This window comes from Micromonospora sp. DT41 (assembly GCF_049841715.1).
Taxonomy (GTDB): Bacteria; Actinomycetota; Actinomycetes; order Mycobacteriales; family Micromonosporaceae; genus Micromonospora; species Micromonospora profundi.
The window spans coordinates 262,441-287,978 of the sequence record NZ_JBNCKU010000002.1 but is presented as its reverse complement, the minus strand read 5'-3'; the positions used below and the strand labels follow the sequence as shown (position 1 = coordinate 287,978).

Sequence of the window (25,538 nt, the reverse complement as noted above, 5' to 3'; positions counted from 1 at the left end):
CCAGGTCGATCCGCCTGGTCACGCCGGCGCCCAACTCGATGGTCACGGCCGTTCCATCTCCCCCGTCGCGTCGGGCTGCGCGCCGGCCGCCTGCGCGGCTGCGGCCTGCCGGGCGGCCTCGGCCTCCCGCAGGTCCTGGCGGCGCTGCGCGTACGCCTCGGTGCCCTTGCTGGGCTTGCGGCGGCGCGGCGGCGCGGTGACGCCCGGGGCCAGCTTGCGCGCGGAGACCAGGAACGCGGTGTGCGCGATCATCCGGTGGTCCGGACGGACAGCCAGGCCCTCGGCGTGCCAGTCGCGCACCAGCGACTCCCAGGCGCGCGGCTCGGTCCAGCCGCCGCGCTCGCGCAGCGCCTCGACAAGCTCGGAGAGCTGGGGCGTGGTGGCCACGTAGCCGATGAACACGCCGCCGGGCACCAGCGCCCGCTCGACCATGTCGAGGGTCTCCCAGGGGGTGAGCATGTCCAGGATGATCCGGTCGAAGCCGGTCTCCTGGCACTGCGCCACGTCGCCGACGTGCAGCTGCCACGCCGGGTGCGGCCCGTTGAAGAACGCCTCGACGTTGCGCTTGGCGATCTGGGCGAAGTCGTCGCGCAGCTCGAACGAGTGCAGCTCGCCCTCGGTGCCGACGGCCCGCAGCAGCGAGCAACTGAGCGCGCCCGACCCAGCGCCGGCTTCGAGGACCTTAGCGCCGGGGAAGATGTCACCCATGGCGACGATCTGCGCCGAGTCCTTCGGGTAGATCACCTGGGCGCCGCGCGGCATGGACAGCACGTAGTCCGACAGCAGCGGGCGCAGCGCCAGGAAGGCGGTGCCGCCGCCGGAGGTGGTCACCACGCTGCCGTCGGGCAGCCCGATCAGCGCGTCGTGCGCCAGGATGCCGCGGTGGGTGTGGAACTCCTTGCCGGGCTCCAGCGTCACGGTGTGCATCCGCCCCTTGGGGTCGGTCAGCTGCACCCGGTCGCCGGGCCGGAACGGGCCACGGTGCACGGGTGTCAGCGTCGGGGCGGCGGCCGGGACGGTGGAGGGAATTGCGGTCACGATGTCATCTTCCGGTTGGGTTCGAGGAGCTGCGCCAGATCCGCGATGTGCAGAACGCCGACGACATCTTCGCCTGCCGTCACGACGTACTGCGCGCCCGGGTGGGTCTGCACGGCCTCGATCACCCGCTCCCCGTCCAGCCCGACCGGAAGGGTGGGAAGCGTGCCCAGGGACCGGGCGACGGCGTCCACCGCCAACCAGGGTCGACGCTCGGCGGGTACGGCCGCGGCGGCGGCCGGGTCGACGAGCGCGACCGGGCGGCCTGTGGAGTCGGTGACCAGCAGCGCGGCTGCCGGCTGCCCGCCCTCGGCACGGCGGCGTTGCGCCTCGGACAGCGGCGTGCCGGTGGCCACCGGCCAGACCGGTCGCGCCAGCCGGGACAGGTCGATGAGCGGGAACCGGCGGCTCACCCGGGCGGACCGGATCGACTGCCCGGCGCCCCGCCAGAGGGTGAGGGCGACAAGGAGCATCAGTGGGAGCGCCAGGGGTGCCAGGAAGTCGGCCAGGGTGAGCAGCAGGACCAGGCCGGCGGTGCCGACGGCGACCACACGCCCCGCCCAGCCGGCGACTTCGGTGCCGCGGTGCCGGTCGCTTGTCAGGCCCCACACGGCGGCGCGCAGCGCCCGGCCGCCGTCCAGCGGCAAGCCGGGCAGGATGTTGAACAGCGCGACGATGACGTTGCTCAGCGCGAGCTGGAAGGCGAGCTGGTGGGCGACAGTGCCCTGGGGCAGGGCGAGGGTCGCGGCCACCGCGAGGACGCCGAGCACCGCGGAGACCGCCGGGCCGGCAAGCGAGACGAGCAGGTCGATCCGGGGCGTCGGGGCGTCGCGGTCCATCTCGGTGTACCCGCCGAGGAGTTCCAGGGTGATCCCGCGCACACCGATGCCGTAGCGCCGGGCGGTGAGCGCGTGGCCCAGCTCGTGCAGCAGCACCGAGCCGAGCAGTGACACCACGAACCCGAAGCCGATCAGGTAGCCGCTGATCTGCGGCAGGTCCAGCTGTCGGCGGGCGAATTCGGCGTAGAGCACGGCGACCAGCACGGCGAGCAGGAGCATCGAGACGTTGAGGTGCAGCGGGACCCCTAACACCCGGCCCACGCTCAGGCCGGGACGCCGGTCGGGCCGGTCGGGACGGCGCGCCGGCCGAGATGTCTGCTCCATCGCCACGATGCTACGGACCGGCCGTACGCGGGGCGGGCGGCGGTCGGTGTCATACGGGTGCCCTACCCTTTGCGCACATGACGGCGGAACCGGTCACCAGCCCCAAGCCCCCCTCCCCGGCACAGACGCCGCCGACGGTGCGGGCCTCGCTGTCCCCCTCGCGGGCGGCGGACTTCAAGACGTGCCCGTTGCTCTACCGTTTCCGCAGCATCGACCGTCTGCCCGAGCGGACGACCATCGAGCAGGCCCGCGGCACCCTCGTGCACGCCGTGCTGGAGCGGTTGTTCGACCTGCCCGCGTCGGGCCGCACCCCGGCCGCGGCCGGGGACCTGGTGGCCCCCCAGTGGGACCGGCTGGTCACCGAGCAGCCGGAGCTGGCAGCGATCTTCGACGGCGCGGAGCCCGCCGGCCCTGTGGAGTTCCTACGCTCGGCGGCAGGGCTGCTTGAGGGTTACTTCGCGGTGGAGGACCCGACCCGGCTGGAGCCCGCCGAGCGGGAGAGCCTGATCTCGGCGGTTGTCGACGACGAGCTGCTGATCCGTGGCTACCTGGACCGCCTGGACGTCGCACCGGACGGCGCACTGCGGGTGGTCGACTACAAGACCGGTGGTGCCCCGCGGGAGGCGTTCGAGGCGCGGGCGCTGTTCCAGCTGAAGTTCTACGCCCTGGTGCTGTGGCGCACCCGGGGGGTGGTGCCCAAGGTGCTGCGGCTGCTCTACCTGCGCGACGCCGAGGTGTTGGATTACGCGCCCGACGCCGACGAGCTGGTCCGCTTCGAACGCACTGTGGTGGCGCTGTGGCGGGCCATCGAGCAGGCCACCGAGCGGCAGGACTTCCGGCCCCGGCCGAGCCGGCTCTGCGACTGGTGCAGCCATCAGGCCCTGTGCCCCAGCTTCGGGGGGACGCCGCCGCCGTTCCCGGTCGCGGGGCCCGGTGCCGATCCCCTGCGCGACGCCCGGTCCCGTCCGGTGGCACCGGGCGCCGACGACTGAGGTTCGAGGGCGCGGGCCGGTTATCCGGCGTCCACGCTCGCGGTGAAGGCGAGAAGGGCCTTGGCCAGTTCCTCCGGGGCCTCCATTGCGGCGTAGTGGCCGACGCCGTCCAGTGTCACCGACCTGACGTCGGTCGACGTCGCCTGGGACATGGTGGCGGCGGTGAAGGCACCGCCGCCCGCGCCGATCGCCAACACGGGCACGTTCAGACCGCGGGTCTGTGCGAGGGTCGTGATCTCAGGGCCCTCCCGCAGCATCGACTGGTAGAGGCCTATCGCACCGCGCCAGCCCTCCGGGCGTGCGTAGGTGCGCGCGAACTCGTCGATGTCGACGTCGGTGATCGCTCCGGGGATCGCGGTCATCGCCGGGAAGGCGTACTGGCCGAGGAACTCACGTTCACGGCCGGCGAGCAGCAGCTCGGGGATGCCGGGCGCGGCGAGGACGCCGATGTGCCAGGCGCCGCCGTGGGTGATGTCGGCAAGCATCTCGAGGCCGAATCCGGGCAGGCCCATCTCGATGGCGGTGAAGGTGAGCACGTCCTCCGGGTAGGTGGTGGCCAGGCGGAAGACCGTCGCCCCGCTGATGTCCTGCCCGGTGAGGTGGACGGGGCCGACGTGGAGGTGCGCGATCAGCTGGTGCAGGTCCTCTGCCGAGGTCGTGCTGTCGTACTCGCCCGGCCGGTTGTCCGAGTCACCGAAGCCGCGCAGGTCGACGGCGAAGACGCGGTGGTTGACCGCGAGCAGCGGGATGAGCTTCCGGAAGGTCCACCAGGTCTCGGGGAAGCCGTGGACCAGCAGGATCGGGGATCCGCTGGTTCCCGCGGCCACGTAGTGCAGGGTGGTTCCGTTGACCTCGACGGTGTGGTGGGTGATCCCCGGCACCGTGGGGCCAGCTGGTGTGACGGTCATGCCACTCCTCAATTAGACAGCCTAGGTGACCAATAATAGGCAGCCAGGCTGTCTTTCTGCCACTGTCGTAGCCTTCTTGCATGCCTGGCTCTGGTGCGGAACTCGCGCGACTGCTTCTCGGGGGCTTCCGCACGCTCACGGACGCCGTCATCGTCGAGTTGGCCCGACGCGGCTACGAGGACGTCCGCCCCGTTCACGAGTTCGCCATGCGGGCCATCACCGCCGGTGCCGACAGCGCCTCGGAACTGGGCCGCCACTTGTCGATCTCCAAGCAGTCCGCCGCGAAGACCATCGCGGTGCTGCAGGAACGCGGATATGTGACCCGCGACAAGGACCCTCTCGACGCCCGCCGCAAGCGCCTTCAGGTCACCGCACTGGGCTTCACGGTGCTGCGGCAAGGAGAAGCGATCTTCGACGAGCTACGCGATCAGTGGGAGCAGCAGATCGGCACCGCCGAGCTTGAGGTATTCGAGCGGCACCTGACCGCGCTGGTGGGAACCCGGCCCACGCGCTTCGACACACTGGGCCAGCTCACCCGTGACCTCGGCGAGACGGGATGACCGAGCGGGTGGCTCCGGCGCGGCCGGTGCGGATCCTGATCGCCGACGACCAGCCGTTGCTGCGCACCGGGTTCCGGATGGTGCTGGGCGCCGAGCACGACCTGGACGTGGTGGCCGAGGCCGGCGACGGTGTGGAGGCGGTGGAGCTGTCCCGCCGGCTGCTGCCCGACGTGGTGCTGATGGACGTCCGGATGCCCCGGATGGACGGGATCGCCGCGACCCGGGCCATCGTCGATTCCCGGCTGCCCGTCCGGGTGCTGGTGCTGACGACGTTCGACCTGGACGAGTACGTGGTGGGCGCGGTGCGCGCCGGTGCCAGCGGGTTCCTGGCAAAGGACGTGCCCGCCGAGGAGTTGATCGCGGCCATCCGCACGGTGGCCGGCGGGGACGCGGTGGTGGCGCCCCGGATCCTGCGGCGGCTGCTGGACCGCTTCGCCGACCTGCTGCCCGACCCGACGGCAACCCCGTCGGCGGCGCTCAGCCCGCTCACCGAGCGGGAGCGTGAGGTCCTCGTGCAGGTGGCACACGGGTTGTCGAACGCCGAGATCGCCGCGGCGCTGTCGGTGAGCGAGACGACAATCAAGACACACGTCGGGCACGTGTTGACCAAGCTGGGTCTGCGTGACCGGGTGCAGGCGGTGGTGCTGGCGTACGAGTCGGGGTTGGTCCGACCCCGGGCGTAGCCGCCGTTCGGTGACTACGCCGCTCGGCGTACCAGAGGATCACACCGTGGGGGGACGGCCCGGTTGCCGTGGTCACATACCGTGACCGGAGACGGCCCGGCGCGGTTGACCCTCCTGTGACGTGAGGCGGAAGGCTCGACTGCGGCGGTGGGAAACCGCTCGACCGGCCGTCGGGTCAGGGGCAACCCTGACCCGGCATGGGGGTGCACCCTCAGCCGGAAATCCGCTCCGGGTCCGCCCACGGGCGGACAGGATCGGCGTGACAGGCGCCGAGAATGGAGCTGCCGCGCCGGACCATCGGGGGGCGGCGCGGTGTTTGACAGACGGAAACAGACGGAAGAGGTAGATGACGTGACCGCGACGGTAGGCCAGCAGGCGCAGGCCGCGGCCCGGGCGAACGACGTGTGGAAGGTGTACGGCAGCGGCGAGGCTCAGGTCATCGCCCTGCGGGGGGTCAGCGCGGAGTTCGAACGGAGCCAGTTCACCGCGATCATGGGTCCGTCGGGTTCCGGCAAGTCGACGCTGATGCACTGCCTGGCGGGCCTGGACTCGGTGACCCGGGGGACTGTGGCGATCGGCGAGACCACTGTCACCGGCCTGGGCGACTCGGGGCTGACGAAGCTGCGCCGGGACAAGGTGGGGTTCATCTTCCAGCAGTTCAACCTGCTGCCCACGCTCACCGCCAAGGAGAACATCCTGCTGCCGCTGTCGATCGCCGGGCGTAAGCCCGACCCGGCCTGGTACGACACGGTGATCGACACGGTCGGTCTGCGGGACCGGCTGGATCACCGGCCGGCGCAGCTCTCCGGCGGCCAGCAGCAGCGTGTGGCGTGCGCGCGTGCGCTCGTCTCCCGCCCCGAGGTGATCTTCGCCGACGAGCCGACCGGCAACCTCGACTCGCGCTCCGGCGCGGAGGTGCTGGCGTTCCTGCGCAACTCGGTCCGCGAGCACGGGCAGACCATCGTGATGGTCACCCACGACCCGACGGCCGCCGCGTACGCCGACCGGGTGGTCTTCCTCGCCGACGGGCAGATCGTCTCGGAACTGATCGAGCCGACGGCCGAGACGGTGCTGGACACCATGAAGAAGCTTGACACTCCCGCCGAGGTGGGCAACTGATGTTCCGGGCGACACTGAAGAGTCTGCTGGCCCGCAAGGTCCGGCTGATCCTGTCCGGGCTGGCGGTGGTGCTCGGCGTGATGTTCGTCTCGGGTGCCTTCGTGCTCACCGACACGCTGGGCCGCTCCTTCGACTCGACCTTCGCCGACGCCTATTCGGAAATCGACGTGAACGTCGCGGCGAAACCGAAGGTGGATGTCGACGAGTTCGAGGGCGAACAGACCGCCAATCCGCTGCCGGCCTCCGTGGTGGAGCAGGTCAAGCAGGTGCCGGGGGTGGCGTCGGCGACCGGCGTCGTCGCTGCCGACGGCGCCCGGATCATCGGCAGCAACGGCAAGGTGGTGACCTCGTTCGGTCCGCCGCAGCTGGGCGAAAACTGGATCGGCGAGAGCGAGCTGCTGCGACTGCGTGAGGGGCGCGCGCCGCAGGCCGACGACGAGATCGTCATCAACAAGGCCCTTGCCACATCGGCGAAGGTGCAGGTCGGCCAGAAGGTCGGCGTGCTCACCGCGTTCGAGTCGAAGAAGCGGGACTTCACGCTTGTCGGCATCTTCGGTTACAGCGGTGACCGGGACTCGATCGGTGGCGCCAACGAGGTCTTCTTCACCACGCCCGTGGCGCAGCGGCTGATGCTCGGCGAGCCGGACGTGTTCAGCAGCGTCACCGTGCGCGCTGCCGGTGGGGTTTCCGACGAGAAGCTGCGCGACGACCTGGCCGGTGCCCTCGGCGCCAACTTCCAGGTGAAGACCGGCGAGCAACTGGCCGCGGACGCCGCGGACGGCCTGAAGGAGGGTCTGTCCTTCTTCAACAAGATCCTGCTCGGCTTCGCCGCGGTGGCGCTGCTGGTGGGCACCTTCCTGATCCTCAACACCTTCTCGATCATCGTCGCGCAGCGGACCCGGGAGTTGGCGCTGATGCGCGCCATCGGGGCAAGTGGCCGGCAGATCATCGGCTCGGTGGTGCTGGAGGCGATAGCCGTGGGGCTGATCGCCTCGGTGCTCGGCCTGGCCGCCGGCATCGGCGTGGGCGCGCTGCTGGCGTTCCTGTTCGGCAAGCTGGCCGGTGGTCTCGCCCTGGCCGGCGTCGGTGTGCCCGCGTCGGCGGTGATCGGTTCGTTCGCCGTCGGCCTGGTGATCACCGTGGTGGCGGCGCTGCTGCCGGCGCTGCGGGCGTCCCGGATTCCGCCGATCGCCGCCATGCAGGACGTGGCCACACCGGACCGGCCGTTGACCAAGGTCACCGTGGCCGGGTCGGTGGTCACCGGGATCGGCGCCGTGCTGCTCTTCCTCGGGCTCAGCGGCAACGCCGGCGGCCAGACACTGACCACCATCCTGGGCGGGGTGCTGTTCGCCTTCATCGGGGTGGCGCTGCTGACCCCGCTGCTCAGCCGGCCGGTCGTGGGCCTGCTCGGGGCGATCTTCTCCTGGTCGGTGCCGGGCAAGCTGGGCCGGCTGAACTCCGGGCGCAACCCGCGCCGCACCGCGATCACAGCCGCCGCGCTGATGGTCGGCATCGCGCTCGTCACAGGCGTCACGGTGATCCTCGACTCGGCCAAGGGCAGCATCGGGGCGCTCGCCCAGGACAACATCAAGGCCGAGCTGGTGATCGCCGGGAGCCAGGGCGGCCCGCGCCCGCCGAGTTTCGACCCGGCGGTGCTGGACCAGGCCAAGACTCTGCCCGGCGTGCAGCTGGTCACCGGCGAGTACGGCGACATGGCGAAGATCAACGGCGAGAGCACCTGGGTCGGGGCCAGCAGCGACATCGCGTCGCTGCGGCAGATCTTCAGCGCCAAGCCCACCGCCGGTGACATCGACCGGCTCGGGCCGACGCAGATGCTCGCCAGTTCCGACACTGCCGCCTCGCGTGGCTGGTCGGTGGGTTCGACGGTCGACGTGCAGTTGACCCGGGGCGAGGCGCGGACGTACACGATCAGCGGCATCTACGAGTCGGGGCAGCTGTTGAACCCTGTGGTGCTTCCGGCGACGGCGGCGAAGGACTTCGCGATCCCGCAGCCCTTCCAGGGGTACATCCAGCTGGCGCCCGGCACCGCTGTGGCCGACGTACAGCCGCAGGTGGAGTCGCTGCTCGCGGACAGCCCCGAGGTGTCGGTGGCTGACCGGAACGCGTTCATCGAGCAGCAGACCAGCCAGCTCGACGGGCTGCTCACGATGATCCAGATCCTGCTGGCGCTGGCCATCGTGATCGCCGTGCTGGGCATCATCAACACCCTGGCGCTGTCGGTGCTGGAGCGGACCCGCGAGCTGGGCCTGCTGCGGGCGATCGGCCTGCGCCGTGGGCAGACCATGGCCATGATCACTGTCGAGGCGGTGGTGATCTCGGTGTTCGGCGCGCTGCTGGGCGTGGTGGTCGGCACCGGTCTCGGCGCCGCCGTGGTCGAGGCGCTCAAGGACGACGGGATCACCGACCTGATCCTGCCGTGGGGGCAGATGGGTGTCTTCCTCGGCCTCGCCGCGATCATCGGGGTGGTGGCCGCGGTGCTACCCGCCGTTCGCGCGGCCCGGATCAACGTCCTGGGCGCCATCGCCCACGACTGACCGGCAACAGCAGAGGCCCCCGATCGGATCGCGATCGGGGGCCTCCGCTGTTGCGGTCAGGGTTCTCCTGACGTCTGAATCAGCCGGTCGCGCCGGCTCGGTCGGAGAGCAGCCCGGCGAGCACGTCCAGGTCCACGCCGGTCAGGCTCTCCACCTGGTGTACGCCGGCCGTGTCGGGCAGGGGCGCCTCGGGTACGGCAAGCACCGCCGCGCCGGAGGCGAGCGCGCTTGCCACGCCGGTCGCCGAGTCCTCGATAGCCACGCACCGCCCGATCGGCACGTCGAGCAGTCGAGCCGCCGTCAGGTACGGCTCGGGGTGGGGCTTGGCGGCCACCACCTCGTCGCCGCAGACCACCGCGTCGAAGTTGTTCCGACCGAGGGTGTCCAGGGCGATCTCGACAAGCGCCCGGCCGCTGGAGGTGACGAGCGCCGTGGGGATGCCCGCCGCGCGGACGGCGCCCAGCAGGGCGAACGCGCCCGGCTGCCAGCGCAGCCCGGTGCGGAACAGCTCCAGGATCCGGGCGTTGATCCACGCCGCGCTGATCTCCGCGTCCCGCTCGGGCTGGCCCAGGTCGTCGTGCAGGATGCGCATCGACTCGGCCATGCTGGTGCCGGTGATCGACCGGCGGGCGTCCTCGGAGAGTTCACCGCCGTACTCGCGGGCCAACTCCTGGAGCGCGACGTCCCACAGCTTCTCGCTGTCGACGAGCGTGCCGTCCATGTCGAAGAGCACGGCGGCGGGGTGATGGCTGCTCAGTGGGTCCTCCAGGGTCGTGGGCGACACCGGCGATCCTGCCAGGGCCGGTCGCGGCCGGTGCTGGCGGCGGACGCCGAGGTGACCCGGTTAACGCCGCTTTGCCAGGCTGGACACCCGATCAACCGAGGTCGCAGGCCTTCAGCGAACGCTCGTAGCCCCGGAAGAACGAGTCGGTGCGCTGCTCGGGGGTGCCGTGTGAGCCCTCGGCGAACCATGGCTGGTCGGGGTCGTCACCGACCGCCGCCACCCCTTCCCGGAACTCCTCCAGGTCGCCTTCGGCCAGGGTCAGCGCACCGGAGCGCACCGAGTCGCCGAGGTAAGCGCCGGCCATGCAGTCGGCCTGCAACTCCTGCTGGATGGTGAAGCTGTAGTTGATGCCGAGCCGCACCTGGATGCCGTGCGCGTACTCGTGCCCGAGCAGGTAGAACACGAACGCGTCACCGACCTGGCGGAACGCCGCCACCGACCAGTTGACGTCGTACGCGATGAAGTCACCCCGCGAGCAGTAGACGGCGTTGTTGCGGGGCAACGGCTGGCCGCCGCAGGACACCTCGCCCTCCCGCTGGTACGGGATGATCCGCCGGATCGGCTCGAACCGCTGCCCGGACGCCTTGAACTGGGCGGCCCAGTAGCGCTCGGCGACCGCCTGCGCGTCGGCGACGTCCTGCTCGAACTCGGCCACGCTCGTGGTGCCGTCGGCCCGGGTGGTGTCCGCCCTCGGCGACGCCGGGGACTGGCCCGGCGCGGGGCGCTCCGCCTGCGGCTCGGTCAACCCACCGCCGGCGCAGGCGAGCGACACCAGAGCGGCAACCACCAGAGCGGCCAACGGGCCTCGGGCGTCGCGTCCTGAACGTGTCCCCACTGCGCCTCCCCAGGTCGTCGGTGCCGCGCTGGGCAATACCCCGACGACACGACCGCCAAGCCCGTCACCAGTTACACGAGCGGCAGGGGCAGACGGTTCACGACCCTGCGCACCACCACCTCTGCGATCCGCTGATCATGAGGTTGTCGGCATCTTCCCCGGCGTGTCGGAACGGCAACCTCATGGTCAACAAATCGGATGGGGCGAGCGTGTCCGGGGATCGGGTCTGAGGTTCGACGTTTCCTGTGACGGACGCCGGGCCCCGCCCGGAACAGGAGGAGGCAACCACGATGAAGTACATGATTCTGCTCTACGGGTCGCAGCAGGACTACGACGTGCTGTCCGGGCGGGCCTCCGACCGGCCGGCGATGTCGGCCGAGCAGGTCGCGGCCATGCACAAGCACATGGAGACGTTCCACCAGGCGCTCGCCGAGTCCGGGGAACTCGTCGACGCCCGAGGGCTCAGCGAGCCGGTGCACGCCCGCCGGGTGCAGGTGCGCGACGGTGCGCCAGTGGTCACCGACGGCCCGTACCCGGAGACGCAGGAGGTCCTGGCCGGCTACACGGTCGTGGAGTGCGCCAGCTTCGACCGGGCCACCGCTATCGCCGCCGGCCTTGTCGACCCGGACACCCCCGGCGCGTACGTGGACGTGCGGCCGGTGCTCGACGGCGTCGAGGACCTGGGCGGCTGACCGGTGCCGGAAACACCTGTCGAGGACCTGCTGCGCAGCCTGGCGCCGCAGGTCCTCGGCGCGCTCGTCCGCCGCTTCGGGCACTTCGACACCGCCGAGGACGCGGTGCAGGAGGCGCTGATCGCGGCGGCGGTCGGGTGGCCGCGTGACGGCGTACCGGACAATCCGCGCGGCTGGCTGATCACCGTGGCGTCCCGGCGGCTTACCGACCTGTTGCGTCGTGACCAGGCCCGGATGCGGCGGGAGGACACCGTGGCGCGGTGGACGCCGCCGGAGCGGTGGCTGGCGCCGCCCGCCGACCGGCCGCCGGAGGACGCCGACGACACGCTCATCCTGCTGTTCCTGTGCTGCCATCCGGCGCTCACACCTGCCTCGCAGATCGCGCTCACGCTGCGCGCGAGGCGTACCGGCTGGCGGCGGCGTTGTCGACGAACCTCGCCCAGCAGCGCTACCTGAACGCCCGCGCGGACCGCCTCTCCGGCGATCCACCGGCAGAGACGAACGGAGGGATTCCTGGTTGAGTGACCGGGAACCCCTCCGTTGGACGAGTCGGTATCAGGGGCTGGCGGCCAGGAAGACGAAGGCGGCCAGCAGCACCAGGTGCACGCCACCCTGCAACACGTTGGCCCGGCCCGGGACCACCGTCAGGACCGCTGTCACGGCGGTCAGCGCGAGCAGGACGAGCTGGGTGCCGCCGAGGCCGAGCAGCAGCGGCCCGTCGAGCCAGATCGAGGCGATAGCGATGGCCGGGATGGTCAGGCCGATGCTTGCCATCGCGGAGCCGAGCGCCAGATTGAGGCTGATCTGGACGCGGTCGCGGCGGGCGGCACGGCCGGCGGCAAGGGTCTCCGGCAGCAGCACCAGCAGGGCGATGATCACGCCGACGAACGCGTGCGGCAGGTTCGCCCCCGCCACAGCGGCCTCGATGGTCGGCGAGACGGTCTTGGCGTCGCCGACCACCGCTACCAGCGCCACAAGCAGCAGGCCGAGGCTGACCAGCGCCGCACGGTTCGAGGGCGGTTTGGCGTGCTCCTCCGTCTCGATGACCTTGCCCCGGCTGTCGACCGGCAGGAAGTAGTCGCGGTGCCGGCCGGTCTGCACGAGCACGAACAGCCCGTACAGGGCCAGTGAGGCGACGGCGGCGAAGGCGAGCTGGGCCGGGCTGAACTCCGGGCCCGGCCGGGCCGTGGTGAAGGTCGGGATGACAAGGCTCAGGGTGGCCAGGGTGATCACGGTGGCCAGCGCCCCGCCGGTGCCCTCCGGGTTGAACACGGCCACCCGTCGGCGGAGTGCTCCGAGCAGCAGCGACAGGCCGAGTATGCCGTTACAGGTGATCATGACGGCGGCGAAGACGGTGTCCCGGGCGAGCGACTGCGTCTTCTCCGGCCCGCTGATCATCAACGTGACGATCAGTGCGACCTCGATGACGGTGACCGCGACGGCGAGCACCAGTGACCCGTACGGCTCTCCCACCCGGTGCGCGACCACCTCGGCGTGGTGCACGGCCGCGAGCACCGCACCGCCCAGCAGCGCCGCCACCACCACCACGATGGGGCCGGAAAGTTCTCGTCCCCAGGTCACGACCAGCATGAGCACCGCGAGCACAGGCACGGCGACAGTCCAGTCGGACATGCGGAATCGGAGCAGGGCTGCTGGCATACGTTCAAGATTGCCAGGTCAGGTGATCATGTCGCCACCATCGACGGGAGCGACTGGGAGTGTTGGAAATCTCCACAGAAATTATGCGTAACCGATGGGTTACACTTTCCAGGTGGACGAGGTGGCCGCCGCGATCGCGGACCCGGTGCGGCGACGCATCCTGACCCTGCTGCGCGACGCGCCGCTGCCCGCGGGCGAGATCGCCACGCAGTTCGCCATCAGCCGACCCGCTATCAGCCGCCACCTGCGCGTGCTGCGCGAGTGCGGACTGGTCCGCGACGACCTTGTCGGCCGCAGGAGGATCTACCGGCTCGACACCGGCCCGCTCGCCGAACTGCTCGACTGGCTCGCCGATCTCGCCACGCCCGCGCCGTGGGAGCGGCACCTCGACGCGCTGGAGACCGAGGTCTATCGCACCCGCCGAGAGAGCCGCGCCCGCGGCCCGGCGGAGCACCGAAGGGAGCACACGGCATGACCCGCACACCAGGCGGACGCCTGTTCCGCACCGCCACCGGCCATGATCTCGTCCTCACCCGCACGTTCCGCGCACCGGCGGCGGACGTGTGGGCCAGCCTGACCGAGCCGCAACGCACCGCCCGCTGGTTCGGCCCCTGGGAGGGCGACGCCGCGCCGGGCCGGACCATCCGGGTCCAGATGGCGTACGAGGAGGAGCAGCCCTGGTGCGAGGTCCGCATCGAGGAGTGCGAACCACAGCGACGCCTCGCCGTGTCGATGGTCGACAGCTACGGCGCCTGGCTGCTGGACATGGCGTTGGCCGAGACCGACGGCACCACCCAGCTGCGGTTCACCCAGCACCTCACCACCCTCGACGGCGTCGCCGAGACGGGTGCGGGATGGGAGTACTACCTCGACATGCTCGTCGCCTCCCGGGACGGCTCGCCCCGGCCGATCTTCGACGACTACCACCCGGCCATGCAGTCCTACTACCAGGCGCTGGCCGCCGCCCCGGCCACACCCGCCACACCGGACCCGGTGCGCGCCGCTGATCAGGGCTTGACACCCTGATCCGATGCGATCCACCGACCACCTCGCCACCAGCCGCTACGCGCGGATGCGCTGGAACACGCCGCTGTCGGAGGAGCACGCGGCCCTGCTGCTGCGACGACTCGACGTCCGGCCCGGTGCGCGCGTACTCGATCTCGGGTGTGGTTGGGGTGAGCTGCTGCTCAGGGCCGTCGCCGCCGGTGGTGTGGCCGGCCCGGTCGCGACGAGGGGGGTCGGGGTCGACACCGACGAGGCCGCCCTCGCCCGGGGGCGCGCACTCGCCGCCGGTCGGTCGCTGAACCGGCACGTCGCCTTCGTGATGGGGGAAGCGGCCGCCTGGCACGAGCCGGCCGACCGGGTCCTGTGCATCGGCTCGGCGCACGCCTTCGGCGGCACCGGCGCTGCCCTCGACGCGCTGGCCAAGGTGGTCCGGCCGGGCGGTCGGCTGCTGTTCGGCACCGCCTACTGGCAACGCGACCCCACGGCGGCGGCCGAGCAGATCTTCGGCGCGGACATCACGGACCTCGCGGGCCTCGTCGAGACGACTCGGGAGCGCGGCTGGCGGATGCTGCACGTGAGCACCGCCGACCAGCGCGAGTGGGACGACTTCGAGTCCACCTGGCTGGCAGGCCGTCAGGAGTGGCTGCTGACGTACCCGCAGGATCCCCGCGCGGCGCAGGTCCGCGCCGAACTCGACGACCGGCTACGCCAGTACGTCGGCGACTACCGGGGCGTCGTCGGCCTCGCGTACCTCGTCCTGGGTCACTGACCGCCAGTCGTTGACCCCGGTGGCTACGCTGCGCGGGGTGAGCGGCCGACCTCGCCTCGCCCTGCACTGGCGGGTCCTCGTCGTGTTCGCCGGCACCGTGCTGGTGTGGCTGTTCCTCTATCACGATGCCCTGCTCGGCCGCGACTACAGCCGCACGACCCACGTCGTCCGGGCCGTCCTCACGACGGCGCTTGTCGTACCCCTGGTGGTGGCCGCCCGGCGTCTGCTGGACCGGCGTCCGTGGGCCGGGCTCGGGCTGCCATCGCTGCGGGTCGGCTGGCGGCGCCTGCTGCTCGGCATGGCCTGCTGGCTCGTCCCGGCCGCTGTCGGGTTCGCGCTCTGCCTCGGCCTCGGCTGGGTCCAGATCAGCCTGCGGACGTCGGTGGGCGACGCCGTGCGCGTGGCGGCCCTGCTGGTCGTGCTCGTTTTCCTGTACGAGGCGCTGCCGGAGGAACTGGTCTTCCGTGGCTACCTGCAACACTCCCTCGCCACCCGGTTGCCGGCCTGGCAGGCGGCTGTCGGGCAGGCCGCGCTGTTCACCGGCTTCGGGTTCCTCGTCGGAGCCGCCCGGTCCCCCGACCGGCTGCTGCTCTTCTTCGTCTTCGCGCTGCTGCTTGGTGGCTTCCGCGCCGCCACCGGCGACATCTGGGCGGGCATCGGCTTCCACGTCGCCTTCCAGACCGTCGCCCAACTGTTCGGGGACGTGGGCGGCGTCTTCGACGTGCGGGGCGCCGACGTCCTGGGCAGCGTCGCGATGGGGGCCATACCGTTCGCGGTCGGTTGGACCGTCGTGCGACACCTCTACCGGGACCGCCTGGACTGGCGTGCCGTCCGCCCGGAGGCCGATTCCTGAGGCGTCCCGGCACCGGCCGGATTCCAACCCGTGGACGCAGCCGGGCGCGCGCTTGACGACGCTCATACATCAGAGGTTTACTGCGTCAGCGACGACAATCGATATACTGTGAACGCTCACAATGGTCGCTCGGAGCCGTCGGCTGGCTCCCCGCGCACCGTTCGGGCACGACCACACCACCTCGGCCGAGCATCGGCGGCTTGGCTTCCGCACCACCGCCACCTGGCCCTGGCGTGCCCGCAGGCACATCCGGGGTCGCCGCTCAGCAGAGGAGCACAACCATGCGTTCCCGTCCCCGTGTGTTGGCACTCATCACCGGCCTGGCCGTGATGCTGGCCAGCCTCGTCGCCCTACCGGCCCCGGCCTCGGCCGCCCCCCTGACCAAGGTCCTGGTGTTCAGCAAGACCGCGGGCTTCCGCCACTCCTCCATCCCGAACGGCATTTCCGCGATCCAGCAGCTCGGCGCCAACAACGGGTTCACAGTGACCTCGACCGAGGACGCCGGCCAGTTCACCACCTCCAACCTGGCCCAATACCAAGCGGTGGTCTTCATGTCCACGACCGGTGACGTCCTCAACGCCAGTCAGCAGTCGGCGTTCGAGGCGTACATCGCCGCCGGCGGCGGCTATGTCGGCGTGCACGCGGCGGCCGACACCGAGTACAGCTGGCCGTGGTACGGCTCGCTGGTCGGCGCGTGGTTCGACTCGCACCCGGCGATCCAGACCGCGACCGTGCGGATCGAGGACCAGACCAACCCGTCGACCGCCCACCTCGGCAGCACCTGGGTGCGCTCGGACGAGTGGTACAACTACCGCACCAACCCCCGGTCCAGCGCGCGGGTCCTGGCCAGCCTCGACGAGTCGTCCTACAGCGGCGGCAACATGAGCGGCGACCACCCGATCACCTGGTGCAAGGCGTACGGCGGCGGGCGGGCCTGGTACACGGGTCTCGGGCACACCGAGGCGTCGTACACCGACCCGAACTTCACCCGGATGCTGCTCGGCGGCATCCAGGTCGCCGCTGGTTCGGTGACCGCCGACTGCTCCCCGCGTACGACCACCCCGCCGCCCACCGTCAGCGGCTCGACCCTGCGGGCCCGCGCCAACAACCAGTACGTGAGCGCGCCCAACTCGACCACCGCGCTGATCGCCAACAAGACCTCCGTCGGCACCAGCGAGCGGTTCGACCTGGTCAACCTCGCCAACGGCAACGTGGCGCTGCGAGCCAAGAGCAACGGGCAGTACGTCGCGGCCGAGAACGCCGGTGCCGCCGCGCTGATCGCCAACCGTGCCACCGCCGGCGCCTGGGAGACGTTCCAGCTGGTGCGCAACTCCGACGGCACGGTGAGCCTGCGCGCCACGGTCAACAACCGGTACGTCGCCGCCGACAACGGGGGCTCCTCTCCGCTGATCGCCAACCGGACCTCCATCGGGCAGTGGGAGAAGTTCGACCTCGTCACCACCAACTGACAGCGCCTCGACGCGTTCTCCACCACCCTTTCGGCCGTGGTGCGCCCCCGCACGCCCCGGCCCCGGATCGTCGAGGAAGGACGATCTATGCTCTCGTACCCCCGGCGCTGGCCCCGGGCCCTCGTCGCGGCGTTCACCGCCGCCGCGGGCGTGCTCCTGGCCGTTGCGGCACCAGCCCCCGCCCAGGCGGTGGTGATCCCCGCCTCCGACTACCAGCAGGTCAAACTCGCCACCGGCTCGGCGGAGCTGGGTGAGGCCATGTCCCTGGCAGTCCTGCCCAACCGCTCGGTCCTGCACACCGCCCGCAACGGCGTGCTGCGGGTCACCGACGTGGCTGGCAACACGAAGGTCTCCGGCACCCTGTCGGTCTACACCCACGACGAGGAGGGGTTGCAGGGCGTCGCCGTCGACCCCAACTTCGCCACCAACCGGTGGATCTACCTCTACTACTCCCCCACGTTGAGCACGCCGTCCGGGGACGCACCCACCACCGGCTCGCAGTCGGACTGGGACCGGTGGAAGGGGCACCTGCGGTTGTCCCGGTTCACCCTCAACAGCGACGACACGCTCAACATGGGCAGCGAGAAGATCGTGCTGCAGGTCGTCAACGACCGTGGGCAGTGCTGCCACGTCGGCGGTGACCTGGACTTCGACGCCGCCGGCAACCTGTACCTGACCACCGGCGACGACACCAACCCTTTCGAGTCGTCCGGCTACGCGCCGCTTGACGAGCGAACCAACCGCAACCCGCAGTTCGACGCCCAGCGCACGGCGGCCAACACCAACGACCTGCGGGGCAAGCTGCTGCGGATCAAGCCGCAGTCCGACGGCACGTACACGATTCCGTCGGGCAACCTGTTCGCGCCCGGGACTGCGAACACCCGCCCCGAGATCTACGCGATGGGGTTGCGCAACCCGTTCCGGATGAGCGTCGACAAGGCCACCGGCGTCGTCTACCTCGGCGACTACGGCCCGGACGCCGGATCCACGAACTCCAGCCGGGGGCCCCAGGGTCAGGTGGAGTTCAACCGCATCACCGCGCCCGGCAACTTCGGCTGGCCGTACTGCACGGGCACCAACACGAGCGCCGAAACATACAATGAATACACCTTCCCGTCCGGCCCGTCGCAGTCGAAGTACAACTGCACGGGCGGGCCGACCAACAACTCGTTCCGCAACACGGGCCTCGGCACGCTGCCCGCGGCGAAACCGGCCTGGATCAAGTACGCGGGTGACTCCGGTTCGCCGTCGGAGTTCGGCAGCGGCTCGGAGTCCCCGATGGGCGGACCGGTCTACCGGTACGACGCCTCGCTCAACTCCAGCATCAAGTTCCCCGCCTCGCTGAACGGGCAGTTCTTCGCCGGTGAGTACGGCCGCCGCTGGATCAAGGCCATCGCCGTCAACTCCGACGGCTCCCGTGGGGAGATCTCCAACTTCCCGTGGTCCGGAACCCAGGTCATGGACATGGCCTTCGGCCCGGACGGCGCGCTCTACGTGCTGGACTACGGCACCGGCTCCAACAACCAGGCGCTGTTCCGGATCGAGTACATCGGTGGTGGCAACCGCAGCCCGATCGCCGTCGCCTCGGCCAACCCCACGTCGGGGGCCAACCCGCTGACCGTCAACTTCTCGTCGGCGGGCAGCTCCGACCCCGAGGGTGGGGCGCTGAGCTACCTGTGGACGTTCGGTGACGGCACCACGTCGACGGCGGCGAACCCCACCAAGACGTACACCACGAACGGCACGTACTCCCCCACGTTGAAGGTCACCGACCCGGCCGGGCTGTCCGGCACGGCGAGTCTGGTCGTCACAGTCGGGAACACGGCACCGACGGTCACGCTCACCTCGCCGGCCGACGGGCAGCTGTTCAGCTTCGGTGACACGGTGTCGTACCAGATCAGCGTGAGCGACCCGCAGGACGGCACGATCGACTGCACCAAGGTGAGCCTGACCTACGCGCTGGGTCACGACAGCCACGCCCACCAGATCACCTCGAAGAACGGGTGCAGCGGCTCGATCACCGTCCCGACCGACGGTGAGCACGACTCGGCGGCAAACATCTACGGGGTCTTCGACGCCGCGTACACAGACAACGGTGGGCTGACCACGCACAGCATCAAGACGCTACAACCCAAGCACCGCCAGGGTGAGCACTTCGGCGCCCAGTCGGGTGTCCAGGTCACCGAGCACACGAGCGCCGAAGGTGGCCGCACCGCCGGGTTCATCGAGAACAACGACTGGATCTCGTACCAGCCGTACAACCTGTCCAACGCGACGCGCTTCACCGTGCGGGCGTCGTCAGCCGGTGCCGGCGGCACCGTCGAGGTCCGGGCCGGGTCGGCGACCGGCACACTGCTGGGCACCGTCACGGTGCCGGTGACCGGCAGCTGGGAGACCTTCACCGAGGTGTCCGGCGCCATCACCAACCCGCCCGCCTCGACGACCACGCTGTACCTGGTCTTCAAGGGTGGGTCCGGCTACCTGTTCGACGTGGACGCGTTCACGTTTACCACCGGCACCCCTGGTGGCACCGCAGGGATCAGCCTGCGGGCGCAGGTGAACAACCAGTACGTGTCGGCGGTCGGCACCACAGCGCTGATCGCCAACAAGGCCACAGTCGGGTCGACGGAGCAGTTCGACAGGGTGGACGCCGGCAACGGCACCATCGCCCTGCGGTCGCGCGCCAGCGGCCTGTACGTGTGCGCCGAGAACGCGGGCGCCGAACCGCTTGTCGCCAACCGCACGACGATCGGCGCGTGGGAGACGTTCCAGCTCATCACCAACACCGACGGGACGGTCAGCCTGCGAGCCACTGTCAACAACCAGATCGTGGCCGCCGAGAACGCCGGGGCGGGGTCGTTGATCGCCAACCGCACGTCGGTCGGCTCCTGGGAGAGGTTCATCCTGACCGGCTGAGTGCACGTGGGCCCGGCCCGGACAGTGTCCGGGCCGGGCCCACGTCACGGCGCTCAGCTCTGCTGCGGGATGTCAGTCGTGTACGCCAGCTCGCGACCCGCCTCGACGTCGGCGCTCAGCGAGTCGATCCGGGCCCTGGCGAGCGAGTAGGAATCCGAGCCGAGCAGCTGGTGCAGCGGCGCCCTACCCGAGACGGCGACCTCGATGATGGCTGTCGCGGCCCGCACCGGGTCACCGAGTTGGGTGCCGGGCATCGCCAGGTGCGCCTCGGTCATCTCCCGGATCGACTCGTAGCCGGCCACGGTCCCCGACGGCAGGCCAAGCGATTCCGTACGCAGGAAGTCGGTCCGCATGTAGCCCGGCTCCACGAGGTTGACCCGCACACCGAACCCGCCGACCTCCGCGGCCAGCGACTCGGTCAGCCCTTCCAGGGCGTACTTCCCGGCGCAGTAGAGGCCCCAGCCCGGAAACGAGGTCAGGCCGAGGATCGAGGAGACGTTGATGATGTGGCCGCTGCCCTGCTCGCGCAGGTGCGGCAGCACGGCACGGAGAACGTTCCAGAGTCCGAAGATCTGCACGTCGAACATCTGCCGGGCGTCGGCGTCGGTGACCTCCTCGACGGCGGCGAGAAAGCCGTAGCCGGCGTTGTTCACCACCACGTCGATCGCGCCGAACCGCTCGACGGTCGAGCCGATCGCCGCCGCTACCGCCGCCTCGTCGGTGAGGCTGACCTCGATCGGCAGCAGCCGGGACCGGTCCACGGAGGCCAGTGCCGCGTCGAGACGCTCGGCCGACCTGGTCGTCGCCGCGACGTTGTCGCCCCGCTCGAGGAGCTGCTTGACCAACTCCAGGCCGAGCCCACGGGAGGTGCCCGTGACGAACCAGGTGGCGGGTCGGGTGGTGGGGTAGGCCATCGAAGTTCTCCCTTGTGACTGGTGTGGCAGCTTGAGCAGCGCTGGCACTGCCGGGAACGCATTTCATGCTGCTGCCGGGTGGGCGGACCCGGACACCCCTGGCCGGGCCCAGCCGTACCGGGGAATGCCATGCCCACCCAGCGCCTGGGCGTTCGCCGCGACGCGCGCGATGATTGACGGCATGGCGCGACGGACAGAGCTGGGCGACTTCCTGCGGAAATGCCGGGCCGACACGACGCCGGAGGCGGCGGGCTTCGTCGAGCAGTCCGGCAGGCGCGTCCGCGGCCTGCGCCGGGAGGAGGTGGCGCAGCTCGCCGGGGTGAGCGTCGACTACTACACCCGGCTCGAACAGGGCCGGCACACGAGCCCGTCGGAGGCGGTCCTCGACGCGTTGGGGCGGGTCTTCCGGCTTGAGGCCGCCGCCCGGGCCCACCTCGCCGACCTGGCCCGGCCGGCCCGGCACCGCACCGGGGAGGTGCCGGGGCAGCGGGTACGGCCCGCAATGCACCAGCTGATCGCGTCGATGGTCGACCACCCGGCGTTCATCGTCGGCCGCCGCACCGACGTCCTCGCGTCGAACCTGCTGGCGCGCACCCTGCTCACCGACTGGCCCCGACTGCCACCCCGCGAGCGCAACTACACCCGGTGGGTCCTCCTCGACCCCGCCGCCCGCGAGGTCTACACCGACTGGGCGACAGTGGCGGCCGACGTCGTGGGCACCCTGCGCCTCTACGCCGGCCGCTTCCCCGACGACCCTCAGCTCAACGAACTCGTCGGCGAGCTGACCATCAAGAGCCCGCAGTTCCGCACCTGGTGGGACAACCATCGGGTGCACGAGCGGACCCACGGCACCAAACACATGATCCACCCCGCCGTGGGGCCCATCACCATCAGGTACGAGGCGCTGACGCTGCCGGGCGACGATGACCAGACGCTCTTCGTCTACAACACCGATCCCGGCAGCAGCTCACACGACAACATGCGCCTGCTCGCGCTCTGGGCGACGCAGAACACAGCGGAGGCCACCCGGACGACTGTCACTTGACAAGCACCGGCATCCAGAGTGGACGATGCATCGTGCGGATTCTCGTGGTGGGTGGCAGTGGTCTGATCGGCGCGCATGTCGTGGAGGTGCTGCGCGAGCGGGGGCACACCGCGACCACTGTGGCGCGTACCGCCAATCCGGGTGTCGACCACCTTGTCGACGTGGAGTCCGCCTCGGTCGACGAACTGCGCCCGCTGCTCGCCGACCATGACGGTGTCGTCTACGCCACCCGCACCGACGAGCAACGACCGCTGCCCAAGCCGATCTATCCGCAGTTCCGCCACGACAACGTCGAGCCTGTCGTGCGCCTGTTCACCGCCGCGCGCCTGGAGGGCCTCACCCGAGGCGTCGTCATGGGCTCGTACTACACCTATTTCGACAGGCTGCATCCGCAGTGGCGGCTCGCCGAGCGGCACACGTACATCCGGTGCCGGGTGGAGCAGGCCCGGGAGGGACGGGAGGCCGCCGGCCCCGATCTGCCGGTCACCGTCCTCGAACTGCCGTTCGTCTTCGGCCGCGCCGGTGACCGGCTGCCCAACTGGGCCGGACCGCTGGACCGGTGGGCGCGCTCGCGTACACCTCTGGTCGCCCCTACCGGCGGAAGCGCCGCAGCCTCGGCGCGCAGCGTCGCCGAGGTCACGGTGGATGCCCTGGAGAGGGCCAGCGGCGACGACATCCCGGTGGCCGACGAGAACCTGACCTGGAACGACATGATCGGACGCATCGCCACGGCGGTGGGCCGGCCCCGGCGGGTCTCGCGGATGCCGTCCGGCGCGGCGAAGGCCGCCCTACGCCTCGGCGGCGCGCTACAGGCCCTCGGCCGCAAGGAATCGGGCGTCAACCCGACCTACCTCGCCGACCTCCTGCTCGCTGAGTTGTTCATCGAGCCGACGACCGGCCGACCGCTGGGTCCGGCCCTGAGCGAGACATTCACCGCCTAGGCCTGCGGTGCGTCCTCAGGCGACGGCGTCCCGGTCCAGGTGCTGGTACGCGGTGCGGAGCACCGAGTCGAGCCGTTCCCGGGCCTCGGTGAGGCCGCGCAGTTGGCTGTCGATGCGGTCGCGCTCGGCGGTGAGCCTGGCGATCATGTCGGGGGTGGCGCTGCCGGTGTAGACGCACGGGAGCAGTTCGAGGATGTCCCGGCTCGACAGGCCGGCGGCGTAGAGCTGCTGGATGAGGTGCACCCGGTCCACCGCTGCCACGCCGTAGTGTCGCTGCCCGCTCGCGCTGCGGTCGGCCTGCAACAGACCCTGCTCCTCGTAGTAGCGCAGGGCGCGCACGCTGACCCCGGAGCGCTCCGCCACCTCGCCGATTCGCACGAGCACCCCTTCCGGTCCTATCTCTGACGTCACCGTCAGGAACGACCCTAGCGCCGGCCGCCTCGGCCGACGTGTGACGCGGGCCACGTGGTGTTGCCTCTGACGTCAACGTCAGCAAATAGCGTCGCCAGTCGTCAACAGATGGAGGAGAGCGACGATGAGCCGCGCATTTGGCTACCACGCATTCGGTGGCCCCGAGGTCCAGCAGTACTTCGACCGACCCGACCCGAAGCCCGCCGACAATGAGGTCCTCATCCGGGTCCGGGCAGCCGGGGTGGCACGCCTCGACCACCTGCTCCGCTCCGGCGCCGTCCCGGCGCTCAACGGGCACGTGCCGTTCCCGCAGGTGATGGGAATGGAGGCCGCCGGCGATGTTCTCGCGACCGGGGCCGGCGTCACCGATCTCCAGGTGGGCGACGCGGTGTTCGGGTTCGCGCTCAGCGGCGCCGGCACGTACGCCGAGACGACGGTCCTGCCGGCCGAGAACGTGGCCCGCAAGCCGGAGTCGTTGCCCTACGAGTGGGCGGCGACAGTGCCGGTGTCCGGTACGACAGCCCTCGACGGGCTCGACCGGCTCGACCTGCCGGCAGGCTCGACACTGCTGATCAACGGTGTCGGTGGCAGCACCGGCCTCGCCACCGCACAGCTTGCCCGAGCGCGGGGACTGACGGTCATCGGAACGGGCAGCGACAGCAAGCGGACGGTGGCCGAGGCGCTCGGCGTCGCCTTCGTCGACTACACCGCCGGCGACATCCCGGGACAGGTGCGCGCGCTCGCTCCGACCGGCGTCGACGGGCTGTTCGACCTCGTCGGCGGCGACTCCCTGCGCTCGGTCGCCGGGCTGGTGAAGGATGTTCGGCAGCTGCTGTCGGCCGCCGACTACGCGGTGAGTGAGCTGGGTGGCGAGTTCGTGGACCGCCGGCTCGGCAGGACGTCGCTTGAGGCTGTCGCCGCGCTGATGGTCGACGGCACCATCGATCCGCACATCACGCGCACGTTCACCTTCGACCAGAGCGCCCAGGCGGTGGCGGCCGTCGAGACCGGTCACACCACCGGCAAGCTGGTCATCGCACTCGGGTGAGATCCCCGGCGGGGTGGCGCAGACAAAACGCGCCGCCCCGCCGACGGCACCTCACGTCAGCTGTTGGGCCAGGCCGACGATGATGCCCTCCGGGCCACGGACGTAGCAGAGCCGGTAGCTCTCCTCGTACTGCGCCACCTCCCCGACGAGTTCGGCACCGTGCGTACGCAGGCAGGCAACGACGTCCTCGATGTCGTCGACGGCGAACATGATTCGACGAATGCCGACCGTGTTCGCCGGGGCGTGCCTCGGCTCGCTGCTGATCGCCGTCGGCGTGTGGAACATCGCCAACTCCACCTTGCCGTGCCCGTCGGGTGTGCGCAGCATCGCCACGTCCTGCCGGACGCCGTCGACCCCGATGACGCGCTCCACCCAACGACCCTCGACGGGCCCTCTGCCTTCAAGCTCCATGCCGAGTTCGACGAAGAACGAGATGACGGCGTCGAGGTCTTCGACAACGATGAGGACGTTGTCCATCCGCTGAATCGCCATGCCGGATCTTTCCCCTTGGTCGCGTACGGCCACCGTGACCGCATCCACCTCGGAGACGAAGCCGCGTTCCCGTTCTCGACACCATCGTCGCCTGGGACTACGCCGCTCGCCACCGCTTCTTGGAATCCGTCGCGGTGGTCGTACACACCATCGACTTACCGGTCTTTGTCACACCACGCGCTCCCTGCTTGGAGCAGAAAGCCCCGGGATGCACCGTCGCCAGCGAAGGCGGTTTCGGCTTCGCCGTCGTGGGCTTCGGTTTCGGCTTCGCCGTCGTGGGCTTCGGCCTGGGTGCTGCCGTCGTCGTCTTCGGCTTGGGTTTGGTGGTCGTCGGCTTCGCGTTCGGCCGAGGTGTCGGCTCACCACTTGTGCCCTGCGGGTCCGGTGTCGGGCTCGACGTGGCAGGCTCCGGGATCGCCGACGGCGGCGCGTCCGGCGTGGCACTCGCGTCTTCCGCGAGACGGTCGCTGGCCGTCGGAGCGGTTCGTGTCGCCGCCGCGGTGGGCTTCTTGTCACTGTCGTCGGTGGTGAGCGCCCCTATGGTGCCGACGCCGCAGCACAGTAAGACCGAGATCGCGGCGGCGATACCAACGGCACCGAGATTGCCGATCTTCTTTTTCGCCGGGTAAGTGGTCACCTCCGGGAGTGTGCTGGGCGGGATGAGCCGACGGCACCACTGATCGGGGGCAG

25 protein-coding genes and 1 pseudogene are annotated in these 25,538 nt (G+C 70.5%); 17 read left to right on the top strand and 9 right to left on the bottom strand.

Annotation, left to right across the window (positions count from 1 at the left end; all coding sequences use genetic code 11):
- Positions 1-42 precede the first annotated feature (42 nt).
- Complete coding sequence (locus ACLQ23_RS05280) at positions 43-1,038, bottom strand: tRNA (adenine-N1)-methyltransferase (protein WP_053661354.1); 996 nt, start codon at positions 1,036-1,038, stop codon at positions 43-45.
- Complete coding sequence (locus tag ACLQ23_RS05275; RefSeq protein ID WP_355594809.1) at positions 1,035-2,126, bottom strand: M50 family metallopeptidase; 1,092 nt, start codon at positions 2,124-2,126, stop codon at positions 1,035-1,037. Before ACLQ23_RS05275 ends, ACLQ23_RS05280 begins: the two co-directional genes overlap by 4 nt.
- A 149-nt stretch (positions 2,127-2,275) precedes the next feature.
- On the opposite strand from ACLQ23_RS05275, the gene ACLQ23_RS05270 reads away from it, so the two are divergent.
- Positions 2,276-3,190 (top strand): RecB family exonuclease, encoded by a 915-nt coding sequence (locus ACLQ23_RS05270; RefSeq protein ID WP_355594697.1) that lies wholly within the window; start codon positions 2,276-2,278, stop codon positions 3,188-3,190.
- 20 nt (positions 3,191-3,210) lie between these two features.
- On the opposite strand, the gene ACLQ23_RS05265 is transcribed toward ACLQ23_RS05270, so the two are convergent.
- A complete protein-coding gene (locus ACLQ23_RS05265; RefSeq protein WP_425735580.1) occupies positions 3,211-4,098 on the bottom strand; it encodes an alpha/beta fold hydrolase in 888 nt (295 codons plus the stop codon).
- 80 nt (positions 4,099-4,178) lie between these two features.
- Here ACLQ23_RS05265 and ACLQ23_RS05260 point away from each other — a divergent pair, with 80 nt between their 5' ends.
- The 4 genes from ACLQ23_RS05260 (at position 4,179) to ACLQ23_RS05245 (ending at position 9,015) form a co-directional block, all read left to right on the top strand.
- A complete protein-coding gene (locus tag ACLQ23_RS05260) occupies positions 4,179-4,658 on the top strand; it encodes a MarR family winged helix-turn-helix transcriptional regulator (protein ID WP_425735579.1) in 480 nt (159 codons plus the stop codon).
- Positions 4,655-5,341, top strand: coding sequence for a response regulator transcription factor (locus ACLQ23_RS05255; RefSeq protein ID WP_355594703.1), 687 nt, complete (start codon positions 4,655-4,657; stop codon positions 5,339-5,341). The genes ACLQ23_RS05260 and ACLQ23_RS05255 overlap by 4 nt, the downstream gene beginning before the upstream one ends.
- 351 nt (positions 5,342-5,692) lie before the next feature.
- Positions 5,693-6,460 (top strand): ABC transporter ATP-binding protein, encoded by a 768-nt coding sequence (locus ACLQ23_RS05250; protein ID WP_355594705.1) that lies wholly within the window; start codon positions 5,693-5,695, stop codon positions 6,458-6,460.
- Entirely contained in the window at positions 6,460-9,015 is a 2,556-nt protein-coding gene (locus tag ACLQ23_RS05245) for an ABC transporter permease (protein WP_355594707.1), read from the top strand. The genes ACLQ23_RS05250 and ACLQ23_RS05245 overlap by 1 nt, the downstream gene beginning before the upstream one ends.
- Before the next feature lie 79 nt (positions 9,016-9,094).
- On the opposite strand, the gene ACLQ23_RS05240 is transcribed toward ACLQ23_RS05245, so the two are convergent.
- Positions 9,095-9,748, bottom strand: a complete 654-nt coding sequence (locus ACLQ23_RS05240) for an HAD family hydrolase (RefSeq protein ID WP_355594811.1) — start codon at positions 9,746-9,748, stop codon at positions 9,095-9,097.
- Between the two features lie 142 nt (positions 9,749-9,890).
- Positions 9,891-10,634: a neutral zinc metallopeptidase gene (locus tag ACLQ23_RS05235; protein ID WP_355594709.1), complete on the bottom strand. Its 744-nt coding sequence runs from the start codon at positions 10,632-10,634 to the stop codon at positions 9,891-9,893.
- A gap of 290 nt (positions 10,635-10,924) precedes the next feature.
- Here ACLQ23_RS05235 and ACLQ23_RS05230 point away from each other — a divergent pair, with 290 nt between their 5' ends.
- Both ACLQ23_RS05230 and ACLQ23_RS05225 read left to right on the top strand, forming a co-directional pair.
- Positions 10,925-11,326, top strand: a complete 402-nt coding sequence (locus ACLQ23_RS05230; RefSeq protein WP_355594711.1) for a YciI family protein — start codon at positions 10,925-10,927, stop codon at positions 11,324-11,326.
- Between the two features lie 3 nt (positions 11,327-11,329).
- Positions 11,330-11,725: pseudogene (locus ACLQ23_RS05225) on the top strand (sigma factor); the annotation flags it as partial.
- Positions 11,726-11,881: 156 nt separating this feature from the next.
- Here the strand turns inward: ACLQ23_RS05225 and ACLQ23_RS05220 are convergent.
- Positions 11,882-12,985: a calcium:proton antiporter gene (locus ACLQ23_RS05220; RefSeq protein ID WP_425880399.1), complete on the bottom strand. Its 1,104-nt coding sequence runs from the start codon at positions 12,983-12,985 to the stop codon at positions 11,882-11,884.
- 94 nt (positions 12,986-13,079) lie between these two features.
- Here ACLQ23_RS05220 and ACLQ23_RS05215 point away from each other — a divergent pair, with 94 nt between their 5' ends.
- From ACLQ23_RS05215 to ACLQ23_RS05190, 6 genes are all read left to right on the top strand, one after another.
- Positions 13,080-13,460 (top strand): metalloregulator ArsR/SmtB family transcription factor, encoded by a 381-nt coding sequence (locus ACLQ23_RS05215; RefSeq protein ID WP_334549888.1) that lies wholly within the window; start codon positions 13,080-13,082, stop codon positions 13,458-13,460.
- The gene (locus ACLQ23_RS05210; RefSeq protein WP_334549890.1) at positions 13,457-14,011 is read left to right on the top strand and encodes an SRPBCC family protein; all 555 of its coding nucleotides are present in this window, start codon (positions 13,457-13,459) and stop codon (positions 14,009-14,011) included. Before ACLQ23_RS05215 ends, ACLQ23_RS05210 begins: the two co-directional genes overlap by 4 nt.
- Before the next feature lie 4 nt (positions 14,012-14,015).
- The gene (locus ACLQ23_RS05205) at positions 14,016-14,759 is read left to right on the top strand and encodes an SAM-dependent methyltransferase (protein WP_306271386.1); all 744 of its coding nucleotides are present in this window, start codon (positions 14,016-14,018) and stop codon (positions 14,757-14,759) included.
- 37 nt (positions 14,760-14,796) lie between these two features.
- Positions 14,797-15,612 carry a CPBP family intramembrane glutamic endopeptidase gene (locus tag ACLQ23_RS05200; protein WP_355594721.1) on the top strand — a complete coding sequence of 272 codons (816 nt, stop codon included), beginning with the start codon at positions 14,797-14,799 and terminating at the stop codon, positions 15,610-15,612.
- Positions 15,613-15,893: 281 nt separating this feature from the next.
- Positions 15,894-17,081: a ThuA domain-containing protein gene (locus ACLQ23_RS05195; protein ID WP_425880398.1), complete on the top strand. Its 1,188-nt coding sequence runs from the start codon at positions 15,894-15,896 to the stop codon at positions 17,079-17,081.
- Positions 17,082-17,168: 87 nt separating this feature from the next.
- Positions 17,169-19,997 carry a PQQ-dependent sugar dehydrogenase gene (locus tag ACLQ23_RS05190; RefSeq protein ID WP_355594725.1) on the top strand — a complete coding sequence of 943 codons (2,829 nt, stop codon included), beginning with the start codon at positions 17,169-17,171 and terminating at the stop codon, positions 19,995-19,997.
- Between the two features lie 53 nt (positions 19,998-20,050).
- Here the strand turns inward: ACLQ23_RS05190 and ACLQ23_RS05185 are convergent, their stop codons facing one another.
- Positions 20,051-20,911 (bottom strand): SDR family NAD(P)-dependent oxidoreductase, encoded by an 861-nt coding sequence (locus ACLQ23_RS05185; RefSeq protein ID WP_355594727.1) that lies wholly within the window; start codon positions 20,909-20,911, stop codon positions 20,051-20,053.
- A 181-nt stretch (positions 20,912-21,092) separates the two neighbouring features.
- Between ACLQ23_RS05185 and ACLQ23_RS05180 the strand changes: the two genes are divergently transcribed.
- Together ACLQ23_RS05180 and ACLQ23_RS05175 are read left to right on the top strand one after the other, a co-directional pair.
- The gene (locus ACLQ23_RS05180) at positions 21,093-21,956 is read left to right on the top strand and encodes a helix-turn-helix transcriptional regulator (RefSeq protein WP_355594729.1); all 864 of its coding nucleotides are present in this window, start codon (positions 21,093-21,095) and stop codon (positions 21,954-21,956) included.
- Between the two features lie 32 nt (positions 21,957-21,988).
- A complete protein-coding gene (locus tag ACLQ23_RS05175) occupies positions 21,989-22,897 on the top strand; it encodes an NAD-dependent epimerase/dehydratase family protein (RefSeq protein ID WP_355594731.1) in 909 nt (302 codons plus the stop codon).
- A 15-nt stretch (positions 22,898-22,912) separates the two neighbouring features.
- Here ACLQ23_RS05175 and ACLQ23_RS05170 read toward each other — a convergent pair whose 3' ends face one another.
- Positions 22,913-23,275 carry a MerR family transcriptional regulator gene (locus ACLQ23_RS05170; protein WP_355594733.1) on the bottom strand — a complete coding sequence of 121 codons (363 nt, stop codon included), beginning with the start codon at positions 23,273-23,275 and terminating at the stop codon, positions 22,913-22,915.
- Positions 23,276-23,432: 157 nt separating this feature from the next.
- Between ACLQ23_RS05170 and ACLQ23_RS05165 the strand changes: the two genes are divergently transcribed.
- The gene (locus ACLQ23_RS05165; RefSeq protein WP_355594735.1) at positions 23,433-24,356 is read left to right on the top strand and encodes an NADP-dependent oxidoreductase; all 924 of its coding nucleotides are present in this window, start codon (positions 23,433-23,435) and stop codon (positions 24,354-24,356) included.
- Positions 24,357-24,407: 51 nt separating this feature from the next.
- Here ACLQ23_RS05165 and ACLQ23_RS05160 read toward each other — a convergent pair whose 3' ends face one another.
- A complete protein-coding gene (locus ACLQ23_RS05160; protein ID WP_355594737.1) occupies positions 24,408-24,848 on the bottom strand; it encodes a VOC family protein in 441 nt (146 codons plus the stop codon).
- Positions 24,849-24,967: 119 nt separating this feature from the next.
- Between ACLQ23_RS05160 and ACLQ23_RS05155 the strand changes: the two genes are divergently transcribed.
- Entirely contained in the window at positions 24,968-25,477 is a 510-nt protein-coding gene (locus ACLQ23_RS05155; RefSeq protein ID WP_425880397.1) for a hypothetical protein, read from the top strand.
- Positions 25,478-25,538 lie beyond the last annotated feature (61 nt).